This window comes from Serratia sp. Ae19-1 (assembly GCF_059801225.1).
Genome location: NZ_JBCHWD010000005.1, coordinates 29495 through 48006, shown reverse-complemented (window position 1 = coordinate 48006; position 18512 = coordinate 29495). Strand labels below are relative to the sequence as shown.

The 18512-nt window shown below is 56.3% G+C and carries 22 protein-coding genes; 17 read left to right on the top strand and 5 right to left on the bottom strand.

Annotated elements, in window-relative coordinates; translation table 11 throughout:
* The 8 genes from AAIE04_RS15430 (at position 1) to asr (ending at position 8710) form a co-directional block, all read left to right on the top strand.
* Positions 1 to 1062 (top strand): acyl-CoA synthetase family protein, encoded by a 1062-nt coding sequence (locus tag AAIE04_RS15430; RefSeq protein WP_498577294.1) that lies wholly within the window; start codon positions 1 to 3, stop codon positions 1060 to 1062.
* A 2-nt stretch (positions 1063 to 1064) separates the two neighbouring features.
* The gene (locus AAIE04_RS15425) at positions 1065 to 2435 is read left to right on the top strand and encodes an aldehyde dehydrogenase family protein (protein ID WP_498577293.1); all 1371 of its coding nucleotides are present in this window, start codon (positions 1065 to 1067) and stop codon (positions 2433 to 2435) included.
* Positions 2429 to 3364 carry a hypothetical protein gene (locus AAIE04_RS15420; RefSeq protein WP_498577292.1) on the top strand — a complete coding sequence of 312 codons (936 nt, stop codon included), beginning with the start codon at positions 2429 to 2431 and terminating at the stop codon, positions 3362 to 3364. Before AAIE04_RS15425 ends, AAIE04_RS15420 begins: the two co-directional genes overlap by 7 nt.
* A 44-nt stretch (positions 3365 to 3408) precedes the next feature.
* Positions 3409 to 5178 carry a non-ribosomal peptide synthetase gene (locus AAIE04_RS15415; protein WP_498577291.1) on the top strand — a complete coding sequence of 590 codons (1770 nt, stop codon included), beginning with the start codon at positions 3409 to 3411 and terminating at the stop codon, positions 5176 to 5178.
* A gap of 69 nt (positions 5179 to 5247) precedes the next feature.
* On the top strand, positions 5248 to 5706 hold the full coding sequence (locus AAIE04_RS15410) for a PNPOx family protein (protein WP_498577290.1): 459 nt from the start codon (positions 5248 to 5250) through the stop codon (positions 5704 to 5706).
* On the top strand, positions 5703 to 7115 hold the full coding sequence (locus AAIE04_RS15405) for an FAD-dependent oxidoreductase (RefSeq protein ID WP_498577289.1): 1413 nt from the start codon (positions 5703 to 5705) through the stop codon (positions 7113 to 7115). The genes AAIE04_RS15410 and AAIE04_RS15405 overlap by 4 nt, the downstream gene beginning before the upstream one ends.
* A 29-nt stretch (positions 7116 to 7144) precedes the next feature.
* Complete coding sequence (locus tag AAIE04_RS15400) at positions 7145 to 8182, top strand: 3-deoxy-7-phosphoheptulonate synthase (RefSeq protein ID WP_498577288.1); 1038 nt, start codon at positions 7145 to 7147, stop codon at positions 8180 to 8182.
* 177 nt (positions 8183 to 8359) lie between these two features.
* On the top strand, positions 8360 to 8710 hold the full coding sequence (asr, locus tag AAIE04_RS15395) for an acid resistance repetitive basic protein Asr (protein WP_004928953.1): 351 nt from the start codon (positions 8360 to 8362) through the stop codon (positions 8708 to 8710).
* A gap of 195 nt (positions 8711 to 8905) precedes the next feature.
* Here the strand turns inward: asr and AAIE04_RS15390 are convergent, their stop codons facing one another.
* Both AAIE04_RS15390 and AAIE04_RS15385 read right to left on the bottom strand, forming a co-directional pair.
* Complete coding sequence (locus AAIE04_RS15390; RefSeq protein ID WP_498577287.1) at positions 8906 to 9286, bottom strand: DUF4440 domain-containing protein; 381 nt, start codon at positions 9284 to 9286, stop codon at positions 8906 to 8908.
* Complete coding sequence (locus tag AAIE04_RS15385) at positions 9283 to 10665, bottom strand: MFS transporter (protein WP_074055588.1); 1383 nt, start codon at positions 10663 to 10665, stop codon at positions 9283 to 9285. Before AAIE04_RS15385 ends, AAIE04_RS15390 begins: the two co-directional genes overlap by 4 nt.
* Before the next feature lie 105 nt (positions 10666 to 10770).
* Here AAIE04_RS15385 and AAIE04_RS15380 point away from each other — a divergent pair, with 105 nt between their 5' ends.
* From AAIE04_RS15380 to AAIE04_RS15370, 3 genes are all read left to right on the top strand, one after another.
* Positions 10771 to 11667, top strand: coding sequence for a LysR family transcriptional regulator (locus tag AAIE04_RS15380; protein WP_498577286.1), 897 nt, complete (start codon positions 10771 to 10773; stop codon positions 11665 to 11667).
* A gap of 98 nt (positions 11668 to 11765) precedes the next feature.
* Positions 11766 to 12938 carry an MFS transporter gene (locus AAIE04_RS15375; RefSeq protein ID WP_019455569.1) on the top strand — a complete coding sequence of 391 codons (1173 nt, stop codon included), beginning with the start codon at positions 11766 to 11768 and terminating at the stop codon, positions 12936 to 12938.
* Positions 12939 to 13040: 102 nt separating this feature from the next.
* Positions 13041 to 13379: a DUF2002 family protein gene (locus AAIE04_RS15370; RefSeq protein WP_019455568.1), complete on the top strand. Its 339-nt coding sequence runs from the start codon at positions 13041 to 13043 to the stop codon at positions 13377 to 13379.
* Positions 13380 to 13406: 27 nt separating this feature from the next.
* On the opposite strand, the gene AAIE04_RS15365 is transcribed toward AAIE04_RS15370, so the two are convergent.
* The gene (locus AAIE04_RS15365) at positions 13407 to 13853 is read right to left on the bottom strand and encodes a DUF1198 family protein (protein WP_019455567.1); all 447 of its coding nucleotides are present in this window, start codon (positions 13851 to 13853) and stop codon (positions 13407 to 13409) included.
* Between the two features lie 67 nt (positions 13854 to 13920).
* The gene (locus tag AAIE04_RS15360) at positions 13921 to 14256 is read right to left on the bottom strand and encodes an MbeD/MobD family mobilization/exclusion family protein (protein WP_099784257.1); all 336 of its coding nucleotides are present in this window, start codon (positions 14254 to 14256) and stop codon (positions 13921 to 13923) included.
* Between the two features lie 184 nt (positions 14257 to 14440).
* Between AAIE04_RS15360 and smrA the strand changes: the two genes are divergently transcribed.
* Complete coding sequence (smrA, locus tag AAIE04_RS15355; protein ID WP_498577285.1) at positions 14441 to 15013, top strand: DNA endonuclease SmrA; 573 nt, start codon at positions 14441 to 14443, stop codon at positions 15011 to 15013.
* 64 nt (positions 15014 to 15077) lie between these two features.
* Here smrA and AAIE04_RS15350 read toward each other — a convergent pair whose 3' ends face one another.
* Positions 15078 to 15749 (bottom strand): LexA family protein, encoded by a 672-nt coding sequence (locus tag AAIE04_RS15350; protein WP_019455565.1) that lies wholly within the window; start codon positions 15747 to 15749, stop codon positions 15078 to 15080.
* 173 nt (positions 15750 to 15922) lie between these two features.
* Between AAIE04_RS15350 and AAIE04_RS15345 the strand changes: the two genes are divergently transcribed.
* The 5 genes from AAIE04_RS15345 (at position 15923) to AAIE04_RS15325 (ending at position 18488) form a co-directional block, all read left to right on the top strand.
* Positions 15923 to 16291, top strand: a complete 369-nt coding sequence (locus tag AAIE04_RS15345; protein ID WP_154747735.1) for an antiterminator Q family protein — start codon at positions 15923 to 15925, stop codon at positions 16289 to 16291.
* Between the two features lie 157 nt (positions 16292 to 16448).
* Positions 16449 to 16970 (top strand): phage tail terminator-like protein, encoded by a 522-nt coding sequence (locus AAIE04_RS15340; protein ID WP_019455563.1) that lies wholly within the window; start codon positions 16449 to 16451, stop codon positions 16968 to 16970.
* A gap of 126 nt (positions 16971 to 17096) precedes the next feature.
* Entirely contained in the window at positions 17097 to 17759 is a 663-nt protein-coding gene (locus AAIE04_RS15335) for a phage tail protein (RefSeq protein WP_019455562.1), read from the top strand.
* Between the two features lie 73 nt (positions 17760 to 17832).
* The gene (locus tag AAIE04_RS15330; RefSeq protein ID WP_498577284.1) at positions 17833 to 18186 is read left to right on the top strand and encodes a phage tail assembly chaperone; all 354 of its coding nucleotides are present in this window, start codon (positions 17833 to 17835) and stop codon (positions 18184 to 18186) included.
* Positions 18183 to 18488 (top strand): DUF1799 domain-containing protein, encoded by a 306-nt coding sequence (locus AAIE04_RS15325; RefSeq protein ID WP_154747734.1) that lies wholly within the window; start codon positions 18183 to 18185, stop codon positions 18486 to 18488. Before AAIE04_RS15330 ends, AAIE04_RS15325 begins: the two co-directional genes overlap by 4 nt.
* Positions 18489 to 18512 lie beyond the last annotated feature (24 nt).

Below are 18512 nucleotides of genomic sequence, written 5' to 3'. Positions count from 1 at the left end.
ATGATGAATTTACCTGACTTTACTTCCCACCTGACGGGAATGATGAAATGGCATTTTTCACCGCAAACCGGCGCGCCGTTCTGGTTGGATATGCGCCAATCGCTCGATTTTGATCCGCTGCATGAGGTTAACACCTTCGCCGATCTGGCGCGTTTCCCCGATGTCGCCGATCGTCTGCGCGACGTTCCGATAGAAGCGCTGATCCCACGTGGTCTGCATGACTCGGCGCTGGCGGGCGTATTTGAAAGCGGCGGCACCACCGGTAAGCCGAAACGCATCGTGGTGTTTGAGCAGTGGCTGGATGAGTTGGTGAGCTGGCGTTTATCCGATCAGCGGTCCCGCGCCGACGAACAGCCCGGCAATACGTTGGCGCTGGTCCCGACCGGCCCGCATATCGTCGGCGCGATAAACACCCGTCGCGCAAGGGCTAAAGGCGGGTTGTGCTTTACCGTCGATCTGGATCCGCGTTGGGTCAAAAAGTGCATTCAGCGCAATGATATGGCCGGGATGCAAGCCTATGCCGCGCATATCGTCGAACAGGCTGAGGATATCCTGTACACGCAGTCTATCCAGTACCTTATCGCCACACCGCCGATTCTGGAGCGAATGGCGCAGCGTCCGGCGCTGGTGGCGCATATGAACCGGACGCTGAAGGAGATCACCTGGGGCGGTACCCAAATGGATCCCGATACCCTGGCGTTCCTGCAAACGGAGGTGTTTCCGGCGGTGCCAATCAACGCCAGCTATGGCAGCACGATGATCCTGGGGGAAGCCAAGGCGCGTTGCCCGGCGAGTATCGACGACGCGGTGATTTTCGACAGTTTTGCCCCCTACCTCCTGCTGGAGGTGGTCGAGCCGCAAACGCTACACCCCGTGCAGTTTGGCGAGCGCGGGCGAGTGATCATGCATCATCTCAGTCGTTACGCTTTCTTCCCCAATATCCTGGAGCGTGATACTGCGGTGCGCCGACCGCGCAACGACGATTTCCCCGGCGCGTCGGTCAGCGACGTCGGCCCGTTGGCAGCCATTGACGGACGCGCGGTTATCGAGGGGGTTTATTAACCATGAACTCTCCTCTTGATTCTGCAGCGATGGGGCGGATCGAGGCCGTAGCGCTGGGGCGCGAGTATGCGACTCGGCGGCGCGTCGCGATCCACGATCTGCTCGGCGCCCCGGTAGCGGAAATGGCGGTCGCCCCGCCGGTTTACATCCATAGCACCATCGGTGTGATGAGAGCAGCCCCCGCGCTCTCCCTGACGGAAATTCATGCCGCGATGGCGCGTGCGGCGGATAGCTTCCAATATGACGCGGTCGCGGGGCTGTCGCCCGATGCGTATTGTCAACGAGTGCGCCGCACCACCGGCTTACCGGCGGCGGTGACGCAAAACGCCCTGGCCGCGATCGCGCAGGCGTTACGTGAGATGCCGCAGATTATCGACGCGGGCAGGCCGCAAGGTGCTTGCTGGTCGCGACACGATACGCAGGCGCAGGCCGGGTGCAGCTTATTCAGCCGTAAAGGCGACATTTTCGCCGTGCTGGCCGCCGGCAATGGGCCGGGCATTCATGCGCTGTGGCCACAAGCGGTGGCGCTGGGTTACCGTGCGCTAGTCAGGCCTTCTACGCGCGAACCCTTCACGGCGCAACGCGTGGTCTGTGCGATGGCGCAAGCCGGCCTGGCGCATTATGTGGCGCTGATCCCCACAGACTATCGTGGAGCGGACGAACTGGTGGCGTCGGCCGACCTGACGTTGGCGTACGGCGGCCAGGATATTGTGGATAAATACCGTCTCCATCCCCGGGTACGCGTGCAGGGGCCGGGGCGCGCCAAGATTGTCGTCGGCGCCGACGCTTGCCTGGATGAAGCGGCCGCGTTGGTGGCGAGGTCAATGACCGATCTTGGCGGCGCCGCCTGCGTGTCGGCCAGCGCGGTGCTGGTGGAGGGCGATACGCATGACTTTTGTCGGCGTTTAAGGCTGGCGTTGCAACAGCTGCCGCCGGAGACGTTGCCGTATGCATCGCGGCAAACGGTGGATTGGCTGCGTAGCGCGCTCGGCTCAATCGTTGAGGCTGACCCGATACCGGAAGGCTTCGTGCTGCATCCGCTGGTGATCGAAGTTACTGAACCTGACGATCCGCGGGTGCAACGCGAGTTGCCTTTCCCCTGCGTGACGGTCGCGCCGTATCAGGCGATGCGCAGCGCACCGATGCTGTCGGGCTCCTTGGTCGTGACGGTCTTTTCCCGACAAGCCCGGCTGCTGGCACCGATTTTGGCCGATGCCAGCATCAGTAATATTTATGTCGGTGATATTCCCACTACATGGATGGCCCCCTCGGTACCCCACGATGCTTATCTAAGTGATTTCCTGATGTGCAATCGGGGATTTCGCGTCACACCATCCTGGGTAGAAAATAAAATTAAAGGAGAAACATGGTGACCACTCCGTATGCGCTGATTTTTGGGCCTGCAGATGTATCCCACATGATGAAAGACATGCAGCGTCTTTACGCTACCCACCCTCTGGTTCGCGCCCGCTTCGGGCAGGTTGCGCGCTCTGCCGATATGGACGTCGACACGATCTTGCGTAAGACGCCGCCGCCTGATGATGCTTCATGCATGCAGGTGGTTTCGCTAGGATTGCTCGCCGGCATGCTGGGCATAGCCGACGACATCATTGAACAACGGGGTGCGCCGAGCTGCGTAGGCGGCATTAGTCTTGGAGAGGTGGCCGCACTCTGCGTGGCCGGTGGGTTGACTCTGGACGATGCCACGGCGCTGATTCGCCAGCGGGTCGACATGCCCGATGACGAAGACGAAACGGTGGGATTTGTCATGGTGATGGAAGAAGGCGGTCGCGCTTTCTACCACCAGCCGCCGGAAATGCGCATCGCCGTCGATTATGGCCCGATTCATCAAGGCATTGGCTCGCTGTTGATGGTCGCTGGATTGCGCCGGGCGCTGGAGGGGCGCGGGCAGGAAGGTTCCGGAGTGCTGGAGGTGCTGCCGCCGGCGCTGTGCAACTCGGCGTATCACACTCCTTATCGCCGGCGGATCGCCGAGCAGGTCGATGCGTATTTGCAGGGTTGTGCGCTGCCTGCGCCGCGTTATCCGGTGGTGACCTGTTTGCCGGAAATCGGCGTGGTTAACGATCCGCAGGGAATCAGACAGATGTGCGTGCGCGGCGAAACGGAAACGCTGTCGGTGCCGGCGATGATCCGGCAGATGCAAAGCTTCGATGTGGCGGATGTCATCTGCATCGGACCGTTCTTACGCAGCCTCAATATGGATTTCGGCGGCGTATCGGCCTCATTTCGCGATGAACAATGGGTCGACGATATCTCGTCGTCTCTCTCGACGCTTGAATAACGGCGCCAACGCGTTTCTCAATGATTTGCCAACAGGAGCTCCTCATGCCAGACATGATGACAGGAAACTGCAGTGTGAATATCAGCGAAACCGGCAACGCGGCCGAGTTGATTCTACAGTCAATCGTGAAGCATCCAGAGAAAACTGCGCTAATCAACGGCGAAAGCCGCATGGATTACACCGAATTCGAACGGCGCGTGGTTGCCGTACAGCGCCAACTGACGCAGGTCGGTGTTGGGCCGAATGATGTCGTCGGATTGCTGTTACATCGCGATCGATGGCTGATCCCGGCGATGGTCGCCACATTGGCTCTCGGGGCGACCTTTGTCCCGCTGGATCCCACCTATCCGCTGTCCAGACTGGAACGCTACGTCGACGTCGCCAAGCCGAAAGTGCTGCTCGCTCATCCGGACGAGAGCGTTCTGGCACGGCGGTTGCACCATAACGTGACGTATCCCGTACCTGGCGCGGCAGGGAAGGTGGTTTGCGTGGCAAGGCGGTGCGATGACCTCGCTTACATCCTGTTTACCAGCGGTTCGACTGGGCAACCCAAGGGCGTCAGCATCAGCCACCAGGCGCTGAGCAACTTCTTAACCGCCATTGCCGAACGGTTGGACGTGCGTTCGTCCCATGTCTTTTTGGCGCATACCACGGTGGCGTTCGATATTTCCATTCTTGAACTGCTACTGCCGCTGAGCGTTGGTGGGACGGTCCTGTTGGCGAACAATGATGAAGTGAGCGCCATCGAAGGCATTCTCCCGCTGATTGAGCAAAGCCATTTCGTTCAGGCGACCCCGAGCCTATGGAAAATTTTGTGGGCTACCGGCTGGCGCCCCGATGCCTCCGTGACGCTGCTGGCCGGTGGGGAGGCGCTGCCGTTGGCGTTAGCGAAAAAATTGAGCCAGGCCTGCGGCAAATTATGGAATCTGTATGGCCCCACGGAAGCGACAGTATGGACATCGTGCGAAAGCGTTGAGTGGGATGCGGATTATATTTCCATCGGCGAACCGCTGGCGAATACCCAGTTGCACGTGCTGAACGAAGCGCTTGAGCCGTGCGAGCAGGGGGAGCTCTATATTTCCGGACATGGCCTGGCGCAAGGCTATTACGGCAACCGCGAGGGTACGGAAAAAGTCTTTATCACTCATCCGCAAACCGGCATGAAGCTTTATCGTTCGGGAGATCGCGTTCACCTGCGCGAGCCGGGAAAAATCGAATGGTTGGGGCGCGGGGAAGGAGAAATTAAAATCCGCGGCAATCGCATCGGAGTGAGCGAGATCGAGCAAGAGCTGGAAAATATCCCCGGCGTCGCGGGCGCGGTGGTTGCCGCCAGACCGTTTGAAGGACAGGGCGACGATATGCTCACCGCTTATATCGTCAGCCGGGCGTCATTGAGCAAAGCGTCGCTGGAAGCCAGCTTGGCGAATAAGCTACCCGCTTATATGGTGCCGGATCTGTTCGTGATGCTGCCCGATTTTCCTCTCCAGCCGAACGGCAAGCTCGACAAAAAATCCCTGCCCGATCCTTGTTGGAACAACACGTTGCACCACCATGTCGACCGCGCGCCGCTCGCGCAGGATTGCGCCCAACGGCGAGCCATCGCGGAAACGGTCTGTCAGGTTTTCGCTACCACGCTGGGCCGCAAAGCGTTTGACGCCACATCAAGCTTTTTCGACCTCGGCGGCAATTCGGCGCTGGCCGTGATTTCGGCAGGCATTATCAGTGCGAAGTTGCAGCGCAAAATTCCGGTAGCGCTGATCGTCAGTGGCGAAAATCCCAACGTCATTGCGGAGCAGATATTGCAACACACCTGAGCGGCGGGTTGCAGTAAATATGATTAACGCATCCAGAGCATTATCCACGGGGCATGCTGAGGAGAGGTCATGAATAACGAACAGCAATTACGTGAAATCTGCCAATTTATTAATCAGGAGCGCGTATTAACGCTCAGTGTCGCCGCGGAAGGAACCGTGTGGTCTGCAAGTTGTTTTTATCAATTCCAAAAAGAGCAAATGGTGTTGTATTTGATGAGCGACATCAATTCACGGCATTCGCAGTTAATGCTTAAGGCGCCAACGGTTTCCGGAACTATTATTTCATCGGTGAAATCAATGATGTCGATGAGAGGAATGCAATACCAGGCTCACATCACACCGTTGTCTGCGGAACATGAGGAGCAGGCGCGAAATTTCTATTGTGAGCGTTATCCAATCAGTCGCGTTATGGCTTTGACAATATGGCGACTGCAATTAATGGAAATAAAATTTACGCAAAGACGCATGGGCGTGAAACGGTGCCTGCATTGGCTGCGGGCGCCGAAGCGGGAGGCATGGCCACAATGAAGAAAAAACATATCGCCATTATTGGTGGCGGCGCGGCGGGCACCGTAGCGGCCTGGCTATTGCGCGATCGGCATCATGTAACCCTGTTTGAAGCAAACCATTATATCGGCGGGCACGTTTATACGTGCTCGGTTGGCGCTGGTGAAAAAGAGCGCATTCCCGTGGATATGGGGGTGGAATATTTTAACGAACGGGTGGCACCGAACGTATTTAATTTGCTGCGCTATTTAGGCATCGAAAATTATGTGGCGCCCTCGTCGTTCCACGCCCGTTTTCCCGGAGAAGCGCAATACTGGAGCAATGTTCACTGCGATGGCCCCATGCGTCAGACCATGCAGGACGAGTTTAGCCGCTTTCAACTGGGCATGTCGGAGGTGATGAGTTCCGGCGACATGCGCTATAAAGCGATGTCGATCGCGGATTACCTGGCGGAAAACGGCTATTCGCTCAGGTTTATTTATCAGGCGCTCTATCCCATGATCAGTATTTCTACCGGCTGCAATGTCGATTTGCGTAGTTATCCGCTGATGTTTTTCGCGCTGTCGTTCAACGCCAATCTGGTGTCGTTCTTTGCCCCCGGCTATTGGCGCAAGGTAGACGGCGGCATGAATCGCTACCTGCAAAGCCTGGCCGACACGTTAGGGGAGCGTTTGCGGCTGAATACGCCGGTACAGTGGGTAAAACCCCGTGGCAAAGGCGTTGCGTTGTGCCATGCGGGAAAAGAGGAGATGTTCGATACGGTGATTTTCGCCACCTCTGCGGAGGTGACTCTGTCTCTGTTGGCTGAGGCGACGGTGCAGCAACGGGAGATCTTGTCCCATTTCGCCTATCACGATATCGAAAGCGTGGCTCACCATGATACGCGCTATCTGGGGGAGCAGGCCGTGCCGCACTACTTCAATTTCCGCCAGTTCACCGACTCGCCTGCGGGAACGCCGGCCGGTAGCGTCACCCGCGTGATTAACGCACTATCACCGTATCGGCATCTTACCACGCCGCTGTTGGTGACTCTCGATCCCAAAGTGCCCATCGATCCGCAAAAGTGGGTAGCAACCTGCCGCTGGCGCGTGGCTCAACAGCAGCCTGGCGATTTTTTACATAAGACGCGTCTGAGGGAAATACAGGGCGGTGCCAACATGTGGTTTTGCGGCGTTGACACCAGTCTGGGGGGGCATGAAGGAGCAGTGGTGTCAGGCATGGTGATCGCGGATCGGCTGGGGGTGCCTCATCCATATAAGCATGACCTGCTGGCATATATTCAATTCAAAGTAACCAAAGATATTATGGGGGTTAAAACGCGCGGTGAAGCGTTAAAAGACAGGCTTTCCGATCTGCTATTCATCACCGCCAAAAAATGCGCTCTTCATAAAAGCCTTTCTTACAAGTTCATTAAAGATTTCATCGTATAAACATGTACACCAGTGTACTAGGGAACATTATGTACAAAATAGATGAATTGCGTATCGACAGTTTAGTGACTCCCGATAAATTGGCGGGGCAATTACCGGCTTCCGCCGACATTATCGATAATGTCATTGCGGCGCGTAAACGTATCGAACGCATTCTTTACGGGGAAGATAAAAGGCTGCTGGTCGTGATTGGCCCCTGTTCGATCCACGATCGGAGCGCAGCGCTGGACTATGCCGGGCTGCTGGCGACCCAGCGGGAGCTTTATCAGGATCGGCTGGAAATCGTCATGCGCACCTATTTCGAAAAACCGCGTACGGTAGTGGGATGGAAGGGGTTAATCTCAGATCCGGCATTGGATGGCAGTTGCCAGGTGAGCCGCGGCATTGAAATGGCGCGTCGGCTGCTGCTGGATATCAATCAGCTTGGGCTGCCTACTGCCACCGAATATTTGGATGTGGTGGTGGGGCGTTATATCGCCGACTTGATCAGTTGGGGGGCGATAGGTGCGCGAACAACAGAAAGCCAGGTGCACCGGGAAATGGCCTCAGCGCTGTCTTGCCCAATAGGATTTAAAAATGGCACCGACGGCAATATCGCTATCGCTATTGACGCCATTCGGGCCGCCCGCAACAGCCATACGTTTTTCTCACAGGATCAACATGGGCAGATGACGGTTTATCAGACCCGGGGCAACGCTTACGGGCATATTATTTTGCGTGGGGGGAAAAAGCCGAATTACCATGCGGAGGATATTGCCGCCGCGTGCGACAGGTTGCGCGCAGGCAACCTGCCGACGCATCTGATGATCGATTTCAGCCACGGCAACTGCCAGAAAATAGCGCGCAACCAAATGACGGTTGCTGCGGAGGTTTGCCGGCAAATTCGCTCGGGGTCGAGGGCGGTAGCCGGCATCATGGCGGAAAGTTTTCTGATAGAAGGCTCGCAGCCGGTCGTTGCGGGGCAGCCCCTGACCTATGGGCAGTCGATTACCGATCCTTGTCTCAGTTGGACGGACAGCGAGCAACTGTTGGCCATGCTGGCCGAGGCCGTTGACGCGCGTTTCTAGCGGCGCCGGCAACGGTAAACGTAGAAGAACGGATGCCAATGTACGGTGTTCATCCAGGTTGTACATTTGGTTACTCGGCGAAACCAATCACTCACGGAAACGGCGGTTTGATTCCACTAGTATCTGTTTCAACGGCTCCACCGGAGCTTACCGAAACAACACTCTGAGGATTTAAAGATGAAAAAAGTATTAGCGCTGATCGTTGCTGCCACTATGGGTCTGTCTTCTGTTGCTTTCGCTGCTGATACTGCAGCTACTGCTCCGGCTACCACCACTGCTCCAGCTGCGACCACCACTACCGCTGCGCCAGCGGCTGCTGCTGAAAAAGCGCCAGCTAAAGCAACGCACCACAAGAAAGCTAAGCACCACAAAAAAGCGCCAGCCCAGAAAGCTCAGGCCGCTAAAAAGCACCACAAAAAAGCGCCAGCTCAGAAAGCCCAGGCTGCTAAAAAGCACCACAAAAAAGCGCCAGTGCAGAAAGCTCAGGCCGCTAAAAAACACCACAAAAAAGCCGGTAAAAAAGCTTAATTAAGTGATGTTTGCGGAACCGAAAGGTTCCGCATGATCCAGCCCGTATTTCAGACACCCGGTTCTTCCGGGTGTCTTCTTTTGAGGCTACGCACGATGATCAATCGCTATCTGTTTGAAGTCATTTTCAGCGCGGTGACCCTGTGCGGGGTGATCGTCGGCTGGGAACTGTTTTTGGCCGGCAGCTTTTTGTGATTACTGCGCCATAGCGGTTTCGTGCAAATGTCGCCAGCCGATTGCGGCGGGCAGAAGCTCGAACACCACCGTGGAGTGCCGCAGGGTGGCGCTTTGCCCTGGCAACCGCTGTTTTTCTCGATAACTGACTACCGCGCCCGTCGGCCATTCGGCCACCAGCTTCATCTCTTCTATCTCGATTTCCAATCCCGGTTTGGCGGCGCGATGCGCGCGGAAAAAAGCGCACAGCGCGGTGAAATCCAGCGGGGCGCCGTTCAGCGCAATCATGCTGAAATCCGGCGTAAAGCGCGCCAGCAGCGCCTGTTCCTCTCCAGCCCCTTTGCCCAGCCAGCGCTCAATGGCGATGTGGGCGTCGATCACTTCGGTAAAATACGGGTTCATACAGCATCCTGTTTAGCGTTGAGTTGGCGCACGATGGCGCGGTTGGCGAGACGCAGGCACAACAGCAGCGGAATAAGTACGCTGGCGCCCGCCAGAATAAAGCAGGTTCGGTAGGCGGCTGCGGGTGGCAACACGGTCAGCAGCAGATTCAACAGCAGGCTGAGCAGCGCCACGCCGAGGCAGAAACTGAGCTGGCGGTTGATATTCCACAGCGCGCTGGCGTCCGCCAATTGGTCGTCGGGGATCTGCAGGAACGCGCTGCTCTGCGCGGTGCTGCTGCACAGGCTGCCGCCGAACCCCATCAGGGCGAAGGCGGCGATCTGCAGCGCATGCTGCCCGGCCTGATCGATCTGCGCCAGCGTCAGCATGCCGGCGCCTTGCAGCAGGCAGCCGACGATCAAAAGCGGCCGCGGGCCGAGGCGATTAAAGCTTTTGCCGGTCAGCGTGATGGCCAGGAACGACGCCAGCGCCCAGGGCAGCATCAGGCCTCCCACCTGAGCGGCGGGCATCGCCAGCTGGTTTTGCAGATACAGCATCGCCACCAGGCTGACGCCGATGAACAGGCCGGGAATGCATAAGTAAACCGCCATGGCGTTGCGCAGCAGCGGGTCGCCGATCAGTCGCAGGTTCAGCAGCGGTTGCGGAGTGTGCAGGCTATGGCGCAGATAATAGGCCAGCACCAGCAGGCCGGCGATCAGCAGCGCCGTGCCGGAAGCCTGATGACCGGCTTCGCTGAGCCGCGTCAGGCCGAGCAGCAGCAGCGTCAACGCCGCGCAGGCGCTCAGCAGGCCAGTGGCGTCGAGCGGTTTTCGCTCCGTCGCCGATGTTTCCGCGCGCAGCCATAGCGCCGCCAGCGCCAGCGCCAAGGCCGCCAGCGGCAGGTTGGCGAAAAACACCCAGCGCCAATCCAACCGATCGACGAGCCAGCCCCCCAGCGCCGGTGACAGCGCCGGCGCCAGCAGCCCGACTAACATGATGGCCGCCGACAGCCCGGCGCGTTCATGGCTGCGATACAGCTGATAGGTCAGCGTCTGGCCGATGGGGATCAGCAAGCCGCCGCCCATGCCCTGCAGGGTGCGCCAGCCGATCAGCGCGCCGATGCTCTCGGCGTTGCCCGCACCGAGGGTGGCCAGCATGAACAGCGCCAGTGAAAGAATAAATACCCGCCGCCCGCCGATGCGCTGCGCCAGCCAGGCGCTGAGCGGGATCACCAGCGTCAGGCCGAGAATATAGCCGTTGCTGACCCACGCCAGCTGGCTGACCGACGCCCGCATTGCCTGGCCGATGGCGGGGTAGGCGACGTTGGCGATAAACATATTGATCAGATCGACGAAAAAGCCGAGCAGATAGACGATTGCCACTTTGCTGCGATAAGACATGGTGCCTCCGGTTGAAGGCGAGCAGTGTAGCGGGGGGAAAAGTGCGGATAAATCGGCGGCGGGCGATTACACTGTCAAAATAATTTTGACAATAAGGGCATCGAAATGCTGAATTTGCAGCGCCTGGCGATCTTCGCGGCGGTGGTGGAGGCTGGCAGCTTTACCGCCGCCGCGGTGGCGCTGGGGCAAACCAAGGCGGTGGTGAGCTTTAACGTTAAGCAGCTGGAGAACGAGCTGGGGGTTTCACTGCTGGCGCGCAGCACCCGGCGGCTATCGCTGACCGATGCCGGCGAGCGTTTCTACCAGCGCAGCCTGCAGCTGCTGCAGGAGGCGGAAAATGTGCTGGACGACGTGCGCCGCGATCATCATGGGTTGAGCGGCGTGCTGCGTATCACCAGCACGCCGGAGTATGGCGCGCAGGTGGTGGTGCCGGCGCTGGCGGCGTTTTCGCGGCAGCATCCGCGCCTGCGCATCCAGCATGTCTCTTCTTCTTATCATGCCGATCTGATCTCGGAGCGCTTCGACGTGGCGATCCGCCTGGGGCAACTGGCGGATTCCAGCCACCGTGCGGCCTTGATCGACAGCTTCGCCATTTTTCCGGTGGCGGCGCCGGATTATCTGGCCGACCGGCCGATCCATTCGCTGACGGATCTGGCACAGGCGCAGTGGATCGCCCACAGCCGGCTCAGTTCGCCGCTCAGCTGGCAGGTGATCACCCCGCAGCGCGAAGCGGTGCTGTTCAAGGTCGCGGACGCCGCGACGCTCACCGGCGACAGCGCTGCGGCATTGCTGGCGTTCACCTTGCATGGCGGCGGCGTGGCGCTGCTGCCGGCGTGGCTGGCGCAGCCCGAAATCGATGCCGGCAGGCTACAACGGTTGCTGCCGGATCACCGTTTCCCTGAGCAGAGCATCTATGCGCTCTACCCGAACACCCGCCATGTGCCGGAGAAGGTGCGGGCGTTTATCGATTTTCTGCGCGCGCGGGTGGCGACAAACCGTTAGCGAAATAATAATTCGTTATCACTCTCTCATTTATCATCAGATCCCATCGGGGTATGCTGGAGAGCTTCGTCTACCTCGTCCGATGCGAGCCACCTTCGATGACCGCAGAAAATAACCTCCAGTTGAACCGACGCATTCTGTCCGTGGTGATGTTCACCTTCGTCTGCTACCTGACCATCGGCCTGCCGCTGGCGGTGCTGCCGGGATTCGTGCATAACCACCTGGGCTACAACTCGGTGCTGGCAGGCCTTATCATCAGCGCGCAGTACTTTGCCACGCTGTTCAGCCGCCCGCACGCCGGGCGCTACGCCGATCTGCTGGGGCCGAAGAAGGTGGTGCTGTTCGGCCTGGCGTGCTGCGGCGTCAGCGGCCTGTTTTACGCGCTGGCGTTCGGCGTTGACGGCTGGCCGTGGCTCAGCCTGCTGCTGCTGTGCGTGGGGCGGGTGTTTCTCGGCGTCGGCGAGAGTTTCGCCAGCACCGGTTCCACGCTATGGGGCATCGGCCGGGTCGGGGCGATGCACACCGCCCGCGTCATTTCCTGGAACGGCGTCGCCACCTACGGCGCAATGGCGGCCGGTGCGCCGCTCGGCGTATATCTGAACCAGCAGTGGGGATTGGCCGGTGTGGCGGCGCTGATCGTGCTGGCGGTTGCAGTCGCGCTGCTGTTGGCGAGCGGCAAACCGGACGTCTCGATCGCCGCCGGGCAACGCATCGCCTTCAGCGCGGTGCTCGGCCGTATCTGGGCCTATGGCCTGGGGCTGGCGATGGGCACCGTCGGCTTCGGCGTGATCGCCACGTTCATCACCCTTTACTACGCCGACAAGGGCTGGAGCGGCGCGGCGTTTTCGCTGACGCTGTTCAGCTGCGCCTTCGTCGGCATCCGCCTGATCTTCAGCAATGTCATCAACCGCCACGGCGGTCTGAAGGTGACGCTGGCGTCGTTTCTGGTGGAGATCGTCGGGCTGCTGTTGATCTGGCAAGCCGGCGAGCCCTGGATGGTGCAAACCGGTGCGTTGCTGGCCGGCGCCGGTTTTTCGCTGGTGTTCCCGGCGCTGGGCGTCGAGGCGGTGAAGCAGGTGCCACCGCAGAATCAGGGGACGGCGCTCGGCACCTATTCGGCCTTCCTCGATCTGGCGTTGGGCATCACAGGACCGCTGGCCGGGCTGTTGATTGGGCAAGCGGGCGTGCCGTCGATCTATTTGGCAGCGGCGCTGCTGGTAGCGCTCGGAGTATTGCTCACTCTGCGTCTGTTGCAGCAGCGTCGGGCCTGAGTCAGGAATAGTCTGAAACCCGGATTCCTCCCCAGAAAATCATTGTTTCGGTGAATGATTACGGTAAGGTCGCTCAGCGGTCCAGAATGAGAGGAGGAATCGATGTATTTACGGCCGGATGAAGTGGCTAAAGTGTTGGAGAATACCGGCTTTGAGCGTGATTATGTCACCGATCAGGCCTATGGCTACCGCAAGGGCGCACACTATGTGTATGTGAATCGCGAAGCGCGGATGGGCAGAACCGCGTTGGTGATCCACCCGGCGCTGAAAGAGAAAAGCGTGCATTTCGCCACGCCGACCTCGCCGGTGCGCACCAGCGAACAGTATCTGGAGTTTCCCTTGGATTTAAGCGGCGACGCCCCGAACCAGCGTTACGGCATCGCACACGGCTTCAGCTCGCGCGAAGCGCTGTCGCGCTACCTCTACAGCATGTTCCTGTAATCGGTCCCCCGCCCCAGGGGGACGCTATCAGCCGTGGGCCAATGCTTCGCGGTTGAAACGCTCATTGTAGGCGCGACGGAACTGCGCCAGTTCAAACGCATCGATATCCAGCTCGGCGAAGTAAAACAGCGCCGCTTCCGTGTGTTCGGCGTGCAGCTCCGGCGACAGCCCGGCGCGCAGCAGCACATCGCGCCATTGGCCGATCTGTTCGTCATCCGCCTGCTTGATGAACGTCAGGTAGATGAACAGCAGGTAAGCGGCCTGGTGCATCTCTTCGGTGTAACCGTTGTTCAGCATGCGGATAAAGGTCTGGCTTTGGCGGCCGCCCATTTCCTGGATCATCGATTCGATCAGCATCGGTTTGACCCTCAGCAGATGGGCCAGTGAATCGATGGCTTTACGGGTGTCGGACGTCAAAATGCGGTAACCGATAATAAATACGACGATCAGGGCGGCGAGGATGATCCAGGTCATTTAGGCTTTATTACACTCTCAATACGCCAGAAGAGGGGCGGGAGGCGCTGTGCGACAGCGCCTGTTATCAATGCTGTTCGCCGCTGAAATTACCGACCGCGCTCTGTTGGCGCAGGTGGTGATTGAAGGTGGCCGCGTCTTTGGCCAGCGCATCCAGATGGGCGCCGAGCATTTTGATCTGCTTCACCAGCGCATGCTGCTCCGGCACCGAGCTGGCGGTGCTCAGCTTGCGCACCAGTTGTTCATTCTGCGCCCGCAGCGCGGCTTCGCGCTGTTTGGCTTCTTCCAGCAGTTGCTGCAGCGCCTGATAGCTTTGCTGCCATTCGCGGTGTTGCCGTTCGAAGCTGCTCTGCAACTCATTCATCGCATTTTGAAACTGGATTTCCAGCTCGCGCATTGTCATGGGCTCGATCCTTTGCGGCACTCAATGATGGCTTAGCAGTATAGCGAAAACTGCTCGCAAGCTCACCCGTTGACGACAAATGAGACAAATGCCGCTGACAATTCCCGGCTTGCAACCGCGCCAAGGCGTCTTACAATCGTCCCCATCCCCGGCCGTAAAGGCTGCCGTTCAAGAGAGGTGGAACATGAGCGAGCAGGAAAAAGACTTTTTTGAACAGGCGATGGCGGACGTGGTGCCGCTGGCTAGCGGGCGGCAGACGCTGTACCTCAAGCCGCAGGAGACGGCGGACAAAAGCGCGCGGCGCGAAGCGCAGCGGCTGCTGCAAGAAAATTTCCTCAGCACTGGTTTTCTCGAGGTGATCCCCTGTGAACAGCCGCTGGAGTTCAAAGGGGAAGGCATTCAGCAGGGCGTGCTGGACAAGCTGCGCAACGGCCGTTACCCGCCGCAGGCGTCGCTGAATCTGCTGCGTCAGTCGGTTGAAGCCAGCCGGCAGGCGCTGTTTCGCTTTATCGTGCAGGCGGAGGCGCAAAACCTGCGTTCGCTGCTGATCGTACACGGCCGCGGGCGCCAGAACGAGAGCCATCCGAATATCGTGCGCAGTTACGTCGCCAAATGGCTGGCGCAGTTTGAACAGGTGCAGGCGTTTTGCCGCGCCTTACCCCGCGACGGCGGTGAGGGCGCCTGCTACGTCACGCTGCGTAAATCGGCGCAGGCCAAGGCGGAAAACTTCGAGCGCCACGCCAAGCGCAGCCGTTGAGTGAGGAAACCGCTATACCTCAGGAGAATGATTGCGGCGTGGCATGAGACATGAAACAGCGGACTTATCGATGGCGACGAGATTTACCCGAAAAGATAACAGTACCGATGATATGGCAGTTGCTGTTGATTGGGATGTAACGTTCCGGCCAATCAGGATTGAGTGCTTTTAGCATCCGTTCTGAGCCCTCTTCAATAAAACGTTTAAATGTGGTTTCGCCGAAGTCGCTCATTAAAGCGATCACGTCATCGCCATTCCAGGGGGTAACATCAGGATCGACAAAAATCAGATCGCCAGGGGAGTATTCCGGGCTCATTGAATCGCCGACCACACGCAAAATGTAGGTCCTTTCCCCACAGGCGACAGGGCAGGGATAGTGTTCTGTTTGAATCAAATCAACCTCTGAAAACGCGATTTCCGTCCAGGCTCCTGCCTGAACCCAGGATATCACCGGAACCAATTTTATCTTTTTATCGTTGCCGTACGATGTTTCCTGAACGTTGGTGTGGCCGGCGGCGGTGTCATGGGTTTTATCCAACCATCCGGTAGCAAGAGAAAAACAAATTTCCATATGGCGAGCGAGATCGTCGCCAATTTTTTTTGTGGGGTTTTTACCGATAACTCGGCTGATTTGCGTCGCTTCGCGATCCAACATGGCAGCGAAGTTTGAGTTGCCGCCCACGCCGTCGCGCAATTTTCTGGCGTTTTCCCGTCGGATTTCTTCGATCGTTTTCATATCACTTATTACAGCATATGTACCAAAATGGTACAAGTTACTTGTTTAACTATTTTTTATATGCATAATGTATCCACTAGGTACATTTGTTGATGGTTTTAGTCAGCGTAAATGTACTTTTAGCACATTTTTTGAGTGATAGTGAATTCATAAGGTACATTCCTGGAGGGGGCATGAGGGATATACAGCAGGTATTGATGCGGTGGGGAGGCTGGGCGCGGGAACATCCTTCGATGGGATACTCTCATATCGCTGCGGGCTTTAAGGGATTGTTGCCGAATACGGCAAAGAATCGCCTTTCTTGTTGTGATGAAGACGGATTGGCTGTCGATCGTGCCGTTGCTCGATTGCAGGCTATACGTCAACCAGAAGAGTTGGAATTGATTCTGCGTCACTATGTGTATGGCGAATCAAAATCGGCTATCGCACGTGGTTGGAAATGCTCTGAAGGGAGAGTTCGTCAGCAAATGCAAATTGCGGAAGGTTTTATAGATGGATGTTTATCTCATGAGGAAATAAAGTTGCAGATGGAAAACTATTAGCGTATTCATAAAAAGCGTTGAGGTTTTTCACAATTTTTTATATAGCCCCGTTTATCGGGGTGTTTTTGTTTGTTTTATTTTTTAATTTAAAAAAATAATAAAATAATTCTTTTCGCTTCGAATTTTATCATGTAGCTTGATAACATCTGAAGTTGGCATGCATGAGGCATTAATTCTAATTTTTCTATTCTCGTTGATAAAAACACCATATAAGATTGTGTCAATTCCTGATGGGCATGAGAGGATTTATGGATTAAATTATTTGGAGGTTGTGTTGAGTACCTTAAAGATAAAAGATTTGTTTGAGTCGGTACTGTTGCAATGGGCGGAAAAAAACAATATCGACTATACGTTGGCAAATTTCCCTGTTGAGGGAAGTGCGGTGTTGCATCTTGAGCCATTTATTGTTCCTGCAGTCAATCAGGGGGTCGGTGTTTCTCAGGATGTGACGATATACAGCGGTAATTATCAGGTCAATATTGTGATCAAAAAAGGCGAGGGGAGCCATGATGGCTATCTGTTAGCGGAGCGGGTGTTGTCACTTTTTCCCAATGGTGCTGAGCTTTTCGATGATTATTTGAGCTGCAGTATTAATGCCCCGGCCAGTATTTTACCTGCTATTCAAAAAGAAGATAGCTATATCATTCCTGTTAGTATCAGTTATTGGTCTCAGTCATGAATTTTCTAATGCGCTGAGACGTAACCGATTATAAATGTAATGAAGAAGTACATCAAAATGATGTCTTTCTTTTTATCTGCTACCGCCTCCTGGCGGTTTTTTTATATCTAAAAATGGAGAGTTACCATGAGTTTTGCATTACCTAATGGCGCAACTGTATTTGCCGGTATCCCTGCTACTTCGACGGTAGCAACGACGGCGGTTAGCAACGCTAATGGCGCTGTATTTACTCTGGCCACAGGTCATGGTTTGAAAATTGGGGACATTGTCATTGTCAATTCAGGCTGGGGGCTGATTGATGACTTGGTTGCCAAGATCACAGCCTCAACCGATACCAGCGTTACTATTGGTGCGATCAATACTTCGGATGTGAAGTTTTTCCCTGCCGGTATCGGTAAAGGTGCACTGACTAAAGTCGCCAACTGGACCCAAATTCCGCAAATTACCGAAGTGGCTCAGTCGGGCGGCGATCAACAATATGCTCAGGTTCAGTTTCTTGAGGATGATCGTCAACGCAACCTCGCGACATTCAAGGCGGCGAAAACGCAAACCTTTACCTTCGCTCACGATTCGACACAGCCAATTTATAGCGTGTTGCAGAATGCGGATCGTAATGGCGATGTTTTGGCATTTTATATGTACGTCCCTAAAGCTAACGAACTGCGCTATTGGTCAGCAATTCCATCTTTTGACCCTCAACCAACAACGGCTGTCAACCAGGTGGAAACTGTGGCTGTATCGCTGGCAATTCAGTCCAGCGACATGACTTTCTATAAAACCACCCTTTAATCGGTACGGCAAACAGGTCTTATCTCGGTAAGGCCTGTTTTTCAACGACACTATTTTTGCTTGGAGCTTTTTCATGATGACTGAATTTACCCTTAACCCAACCCCAACCTTTAGCATTGACGTCGCTATTCCGCGTGCGGGAAGCGAGGATGGAATATTGACATTTTCGTTCAAACATAAAAAACGCAGCCAATTGGAAACGCTGGAAAAATCGCTGCGCGAAGCAACCGAACAGCAATTGGATGCGGGTAGCTACAACAATGAACCTATGGCCGATTTCTTGCACGAAATTTGTGATGGATGGTCATTGCCCGACACGTTGAATAGAGAAAGCATTATCACATTGCTTGATAACTATCCGCGCGCGTTTGATGCAATTGCCACTGCGTATACCAAAGAGTTGATGGTGGTACGGGAAAAAAACTGACGGCGCTTGCCGAGGCTTTCTACACGCTTAAAACCCCTCCCGAAGAGCTTGCCGCATTTGGATTAACGATAGATGACTACGAAACGGTCACTCTGGAAATCTGGCCGGATATGGTATCAGCTGTCACTATTTTCCAGATGATGGCGACGCAGTGGCGTATCGGAATGAATGGTGTCACCGGGTTGGATTATAACTGTCTGCCTTGGTTAATGAAGGTTTATGCGGTAGATGACGAGGCGAGCACATTAAATGATATCCGTATTATGGAAAACGCAGCGCTAAGAGTCATTCACCGAAAATGATCGCCTGCGAGGGTGCCAGCCCCG

Coding starts and splice junctions, on each gene's coding strand:
- AAIE04_RS15430 (WP_498577294.1), top strand. CDS start 1: ATGATGAATTTACCTGACTTTACTTCCCACCTGACGGGAATGATGAAA.
- AAIE04_RS15400 (WP_498577288.1), top strand. CDS start 7,145: ATGTACAAAATAGATGAATTGCGTATCGACAGTTTAGTGACTCCCGAT.
- AAIE04_RS15335 (WP_019455562.1), top strand. CDS start 17,097: ATGAGTTTTGCATTACCTAATGGCGCAACTGTATTTGCCGGTATCCCT.
- AAIE04_RS15410 (WP_498577290.1), top strand. CDS start 5,248: ATGAATAACGAACAGCAATTACGTGAAATCTGCCAATTTATTAATCAG.
- AAIE04_RS15420 (WP_498577292.1), top strand. CDS start 2,429: ATGGTGACCACTCCGTATGCGCTGATTTTTGGGCCTGCAGATGTATCC.
- AAIE04_RS15330 (WP_498577284.1), top strand. CDS start 17,833: ATGATGACTGAATTTACCCTTAACCCAACCCCAACCTTTAGCATTGAC.
- AAIE04_RS15370 (WP_019455568.1), top strand. CDS start 13,041: ATGTATTTACGGCCGGATGAAGTGGCTAAAGTGTTGGAGAATACCGGC.
- AAIE04_RS15360 (WP_099784257.1), bottom strand. CDS start 14,256: ATGACAATGCGCGAGCTGGAAATCCAGTTTCAAAATGCGATGAATGAG.
- AAIE04_RS15380 (WP_498577286.1), top strand. CDS start 10,771: ATGCTGAATTTGCAGCGCCTGGCGATCTTCGCGGCGGTGGTGGAGGCT.
- AAIE04_RS15340 (WP_019455563.1), top strand. CDS start 16,449: ATGCATGAGGCATTAATTCTAATTTTTCTATTCTCGTTGATAAAAACA.
- AAIE04_RS15350 (WP_019455565.1), bottom strand. CDS start 15,749: ATGAAAACGATCGAAGAAATCCGACGGGAAAACGCCAGAAAATTGCGC.
- AAIE04_RS15390 (WP_498577287.1), bottom strand. CDS start 9,286: ATGAACCCGTATTTTACCGAAGTGATCGACGCCCACATCGCCATTGAG.
- AAIE04_RS15415 (WP_498577291.1), top strand. CDS start 3,409: ATGCCAGACATGATGACAGGAAACTGCAGTGTGAATATCAGCGAAACC.
- AAIE04_RS15345 (WP_154747735.1), top strand. CDS start 15,923: ATGAGGGATATACAGCAGGTATTGATGCGGTGGGGAGGCTGGGCGCGG.
- AAIE04_RS15385 (WP_074055588.1), bottom strand. CDS start 10,665: ATGTCTTATCGCAGCAAAGTGGCAATCGTCTATCTGCTCGGCTTTTTC.
- AAIE04_RS15365 (WP_019455567.1), bottom strand. CDS start 13,853: ATGACCTGGATCATCCTCGCCGCCCTGATCGTCGTATTTATTATCGGT.
- AAIE04_RS15405 (WP_498577289.1), top strand. CDS start 5,703: ATGAAGAAAAAACATATCGCCATTATTGGTGGCGGCGCGGCGGGCACC.
- asr (WP_004928953.1), top strand. CDS start 8,360: ATGAAAAAAGTATTAGCGCTGATCGTTGCTGCCACTATGGGTCTGTCT.
- AAIE04_RS15425 (WP_498577293.1), top strand. CDS start 1,065: ATGAACTCTCCTCTTGATTCTGCAGCGATGGGGCGGATCGAGGCCGTA.
- smrA (WP_498577285.1), top strand. CDS start 14,441: ATGAGCGAGCAGGAAAAAGACTTTTTTGAACAGGCGATGGCGGACGTG.
- AAIE04_RS15375 (WP_019455569.1), top strand. CDS start 11,766: ATGACCGCAGAAAATAACCTCCAGTTGAACCGACGCATTCTGTCCGTG.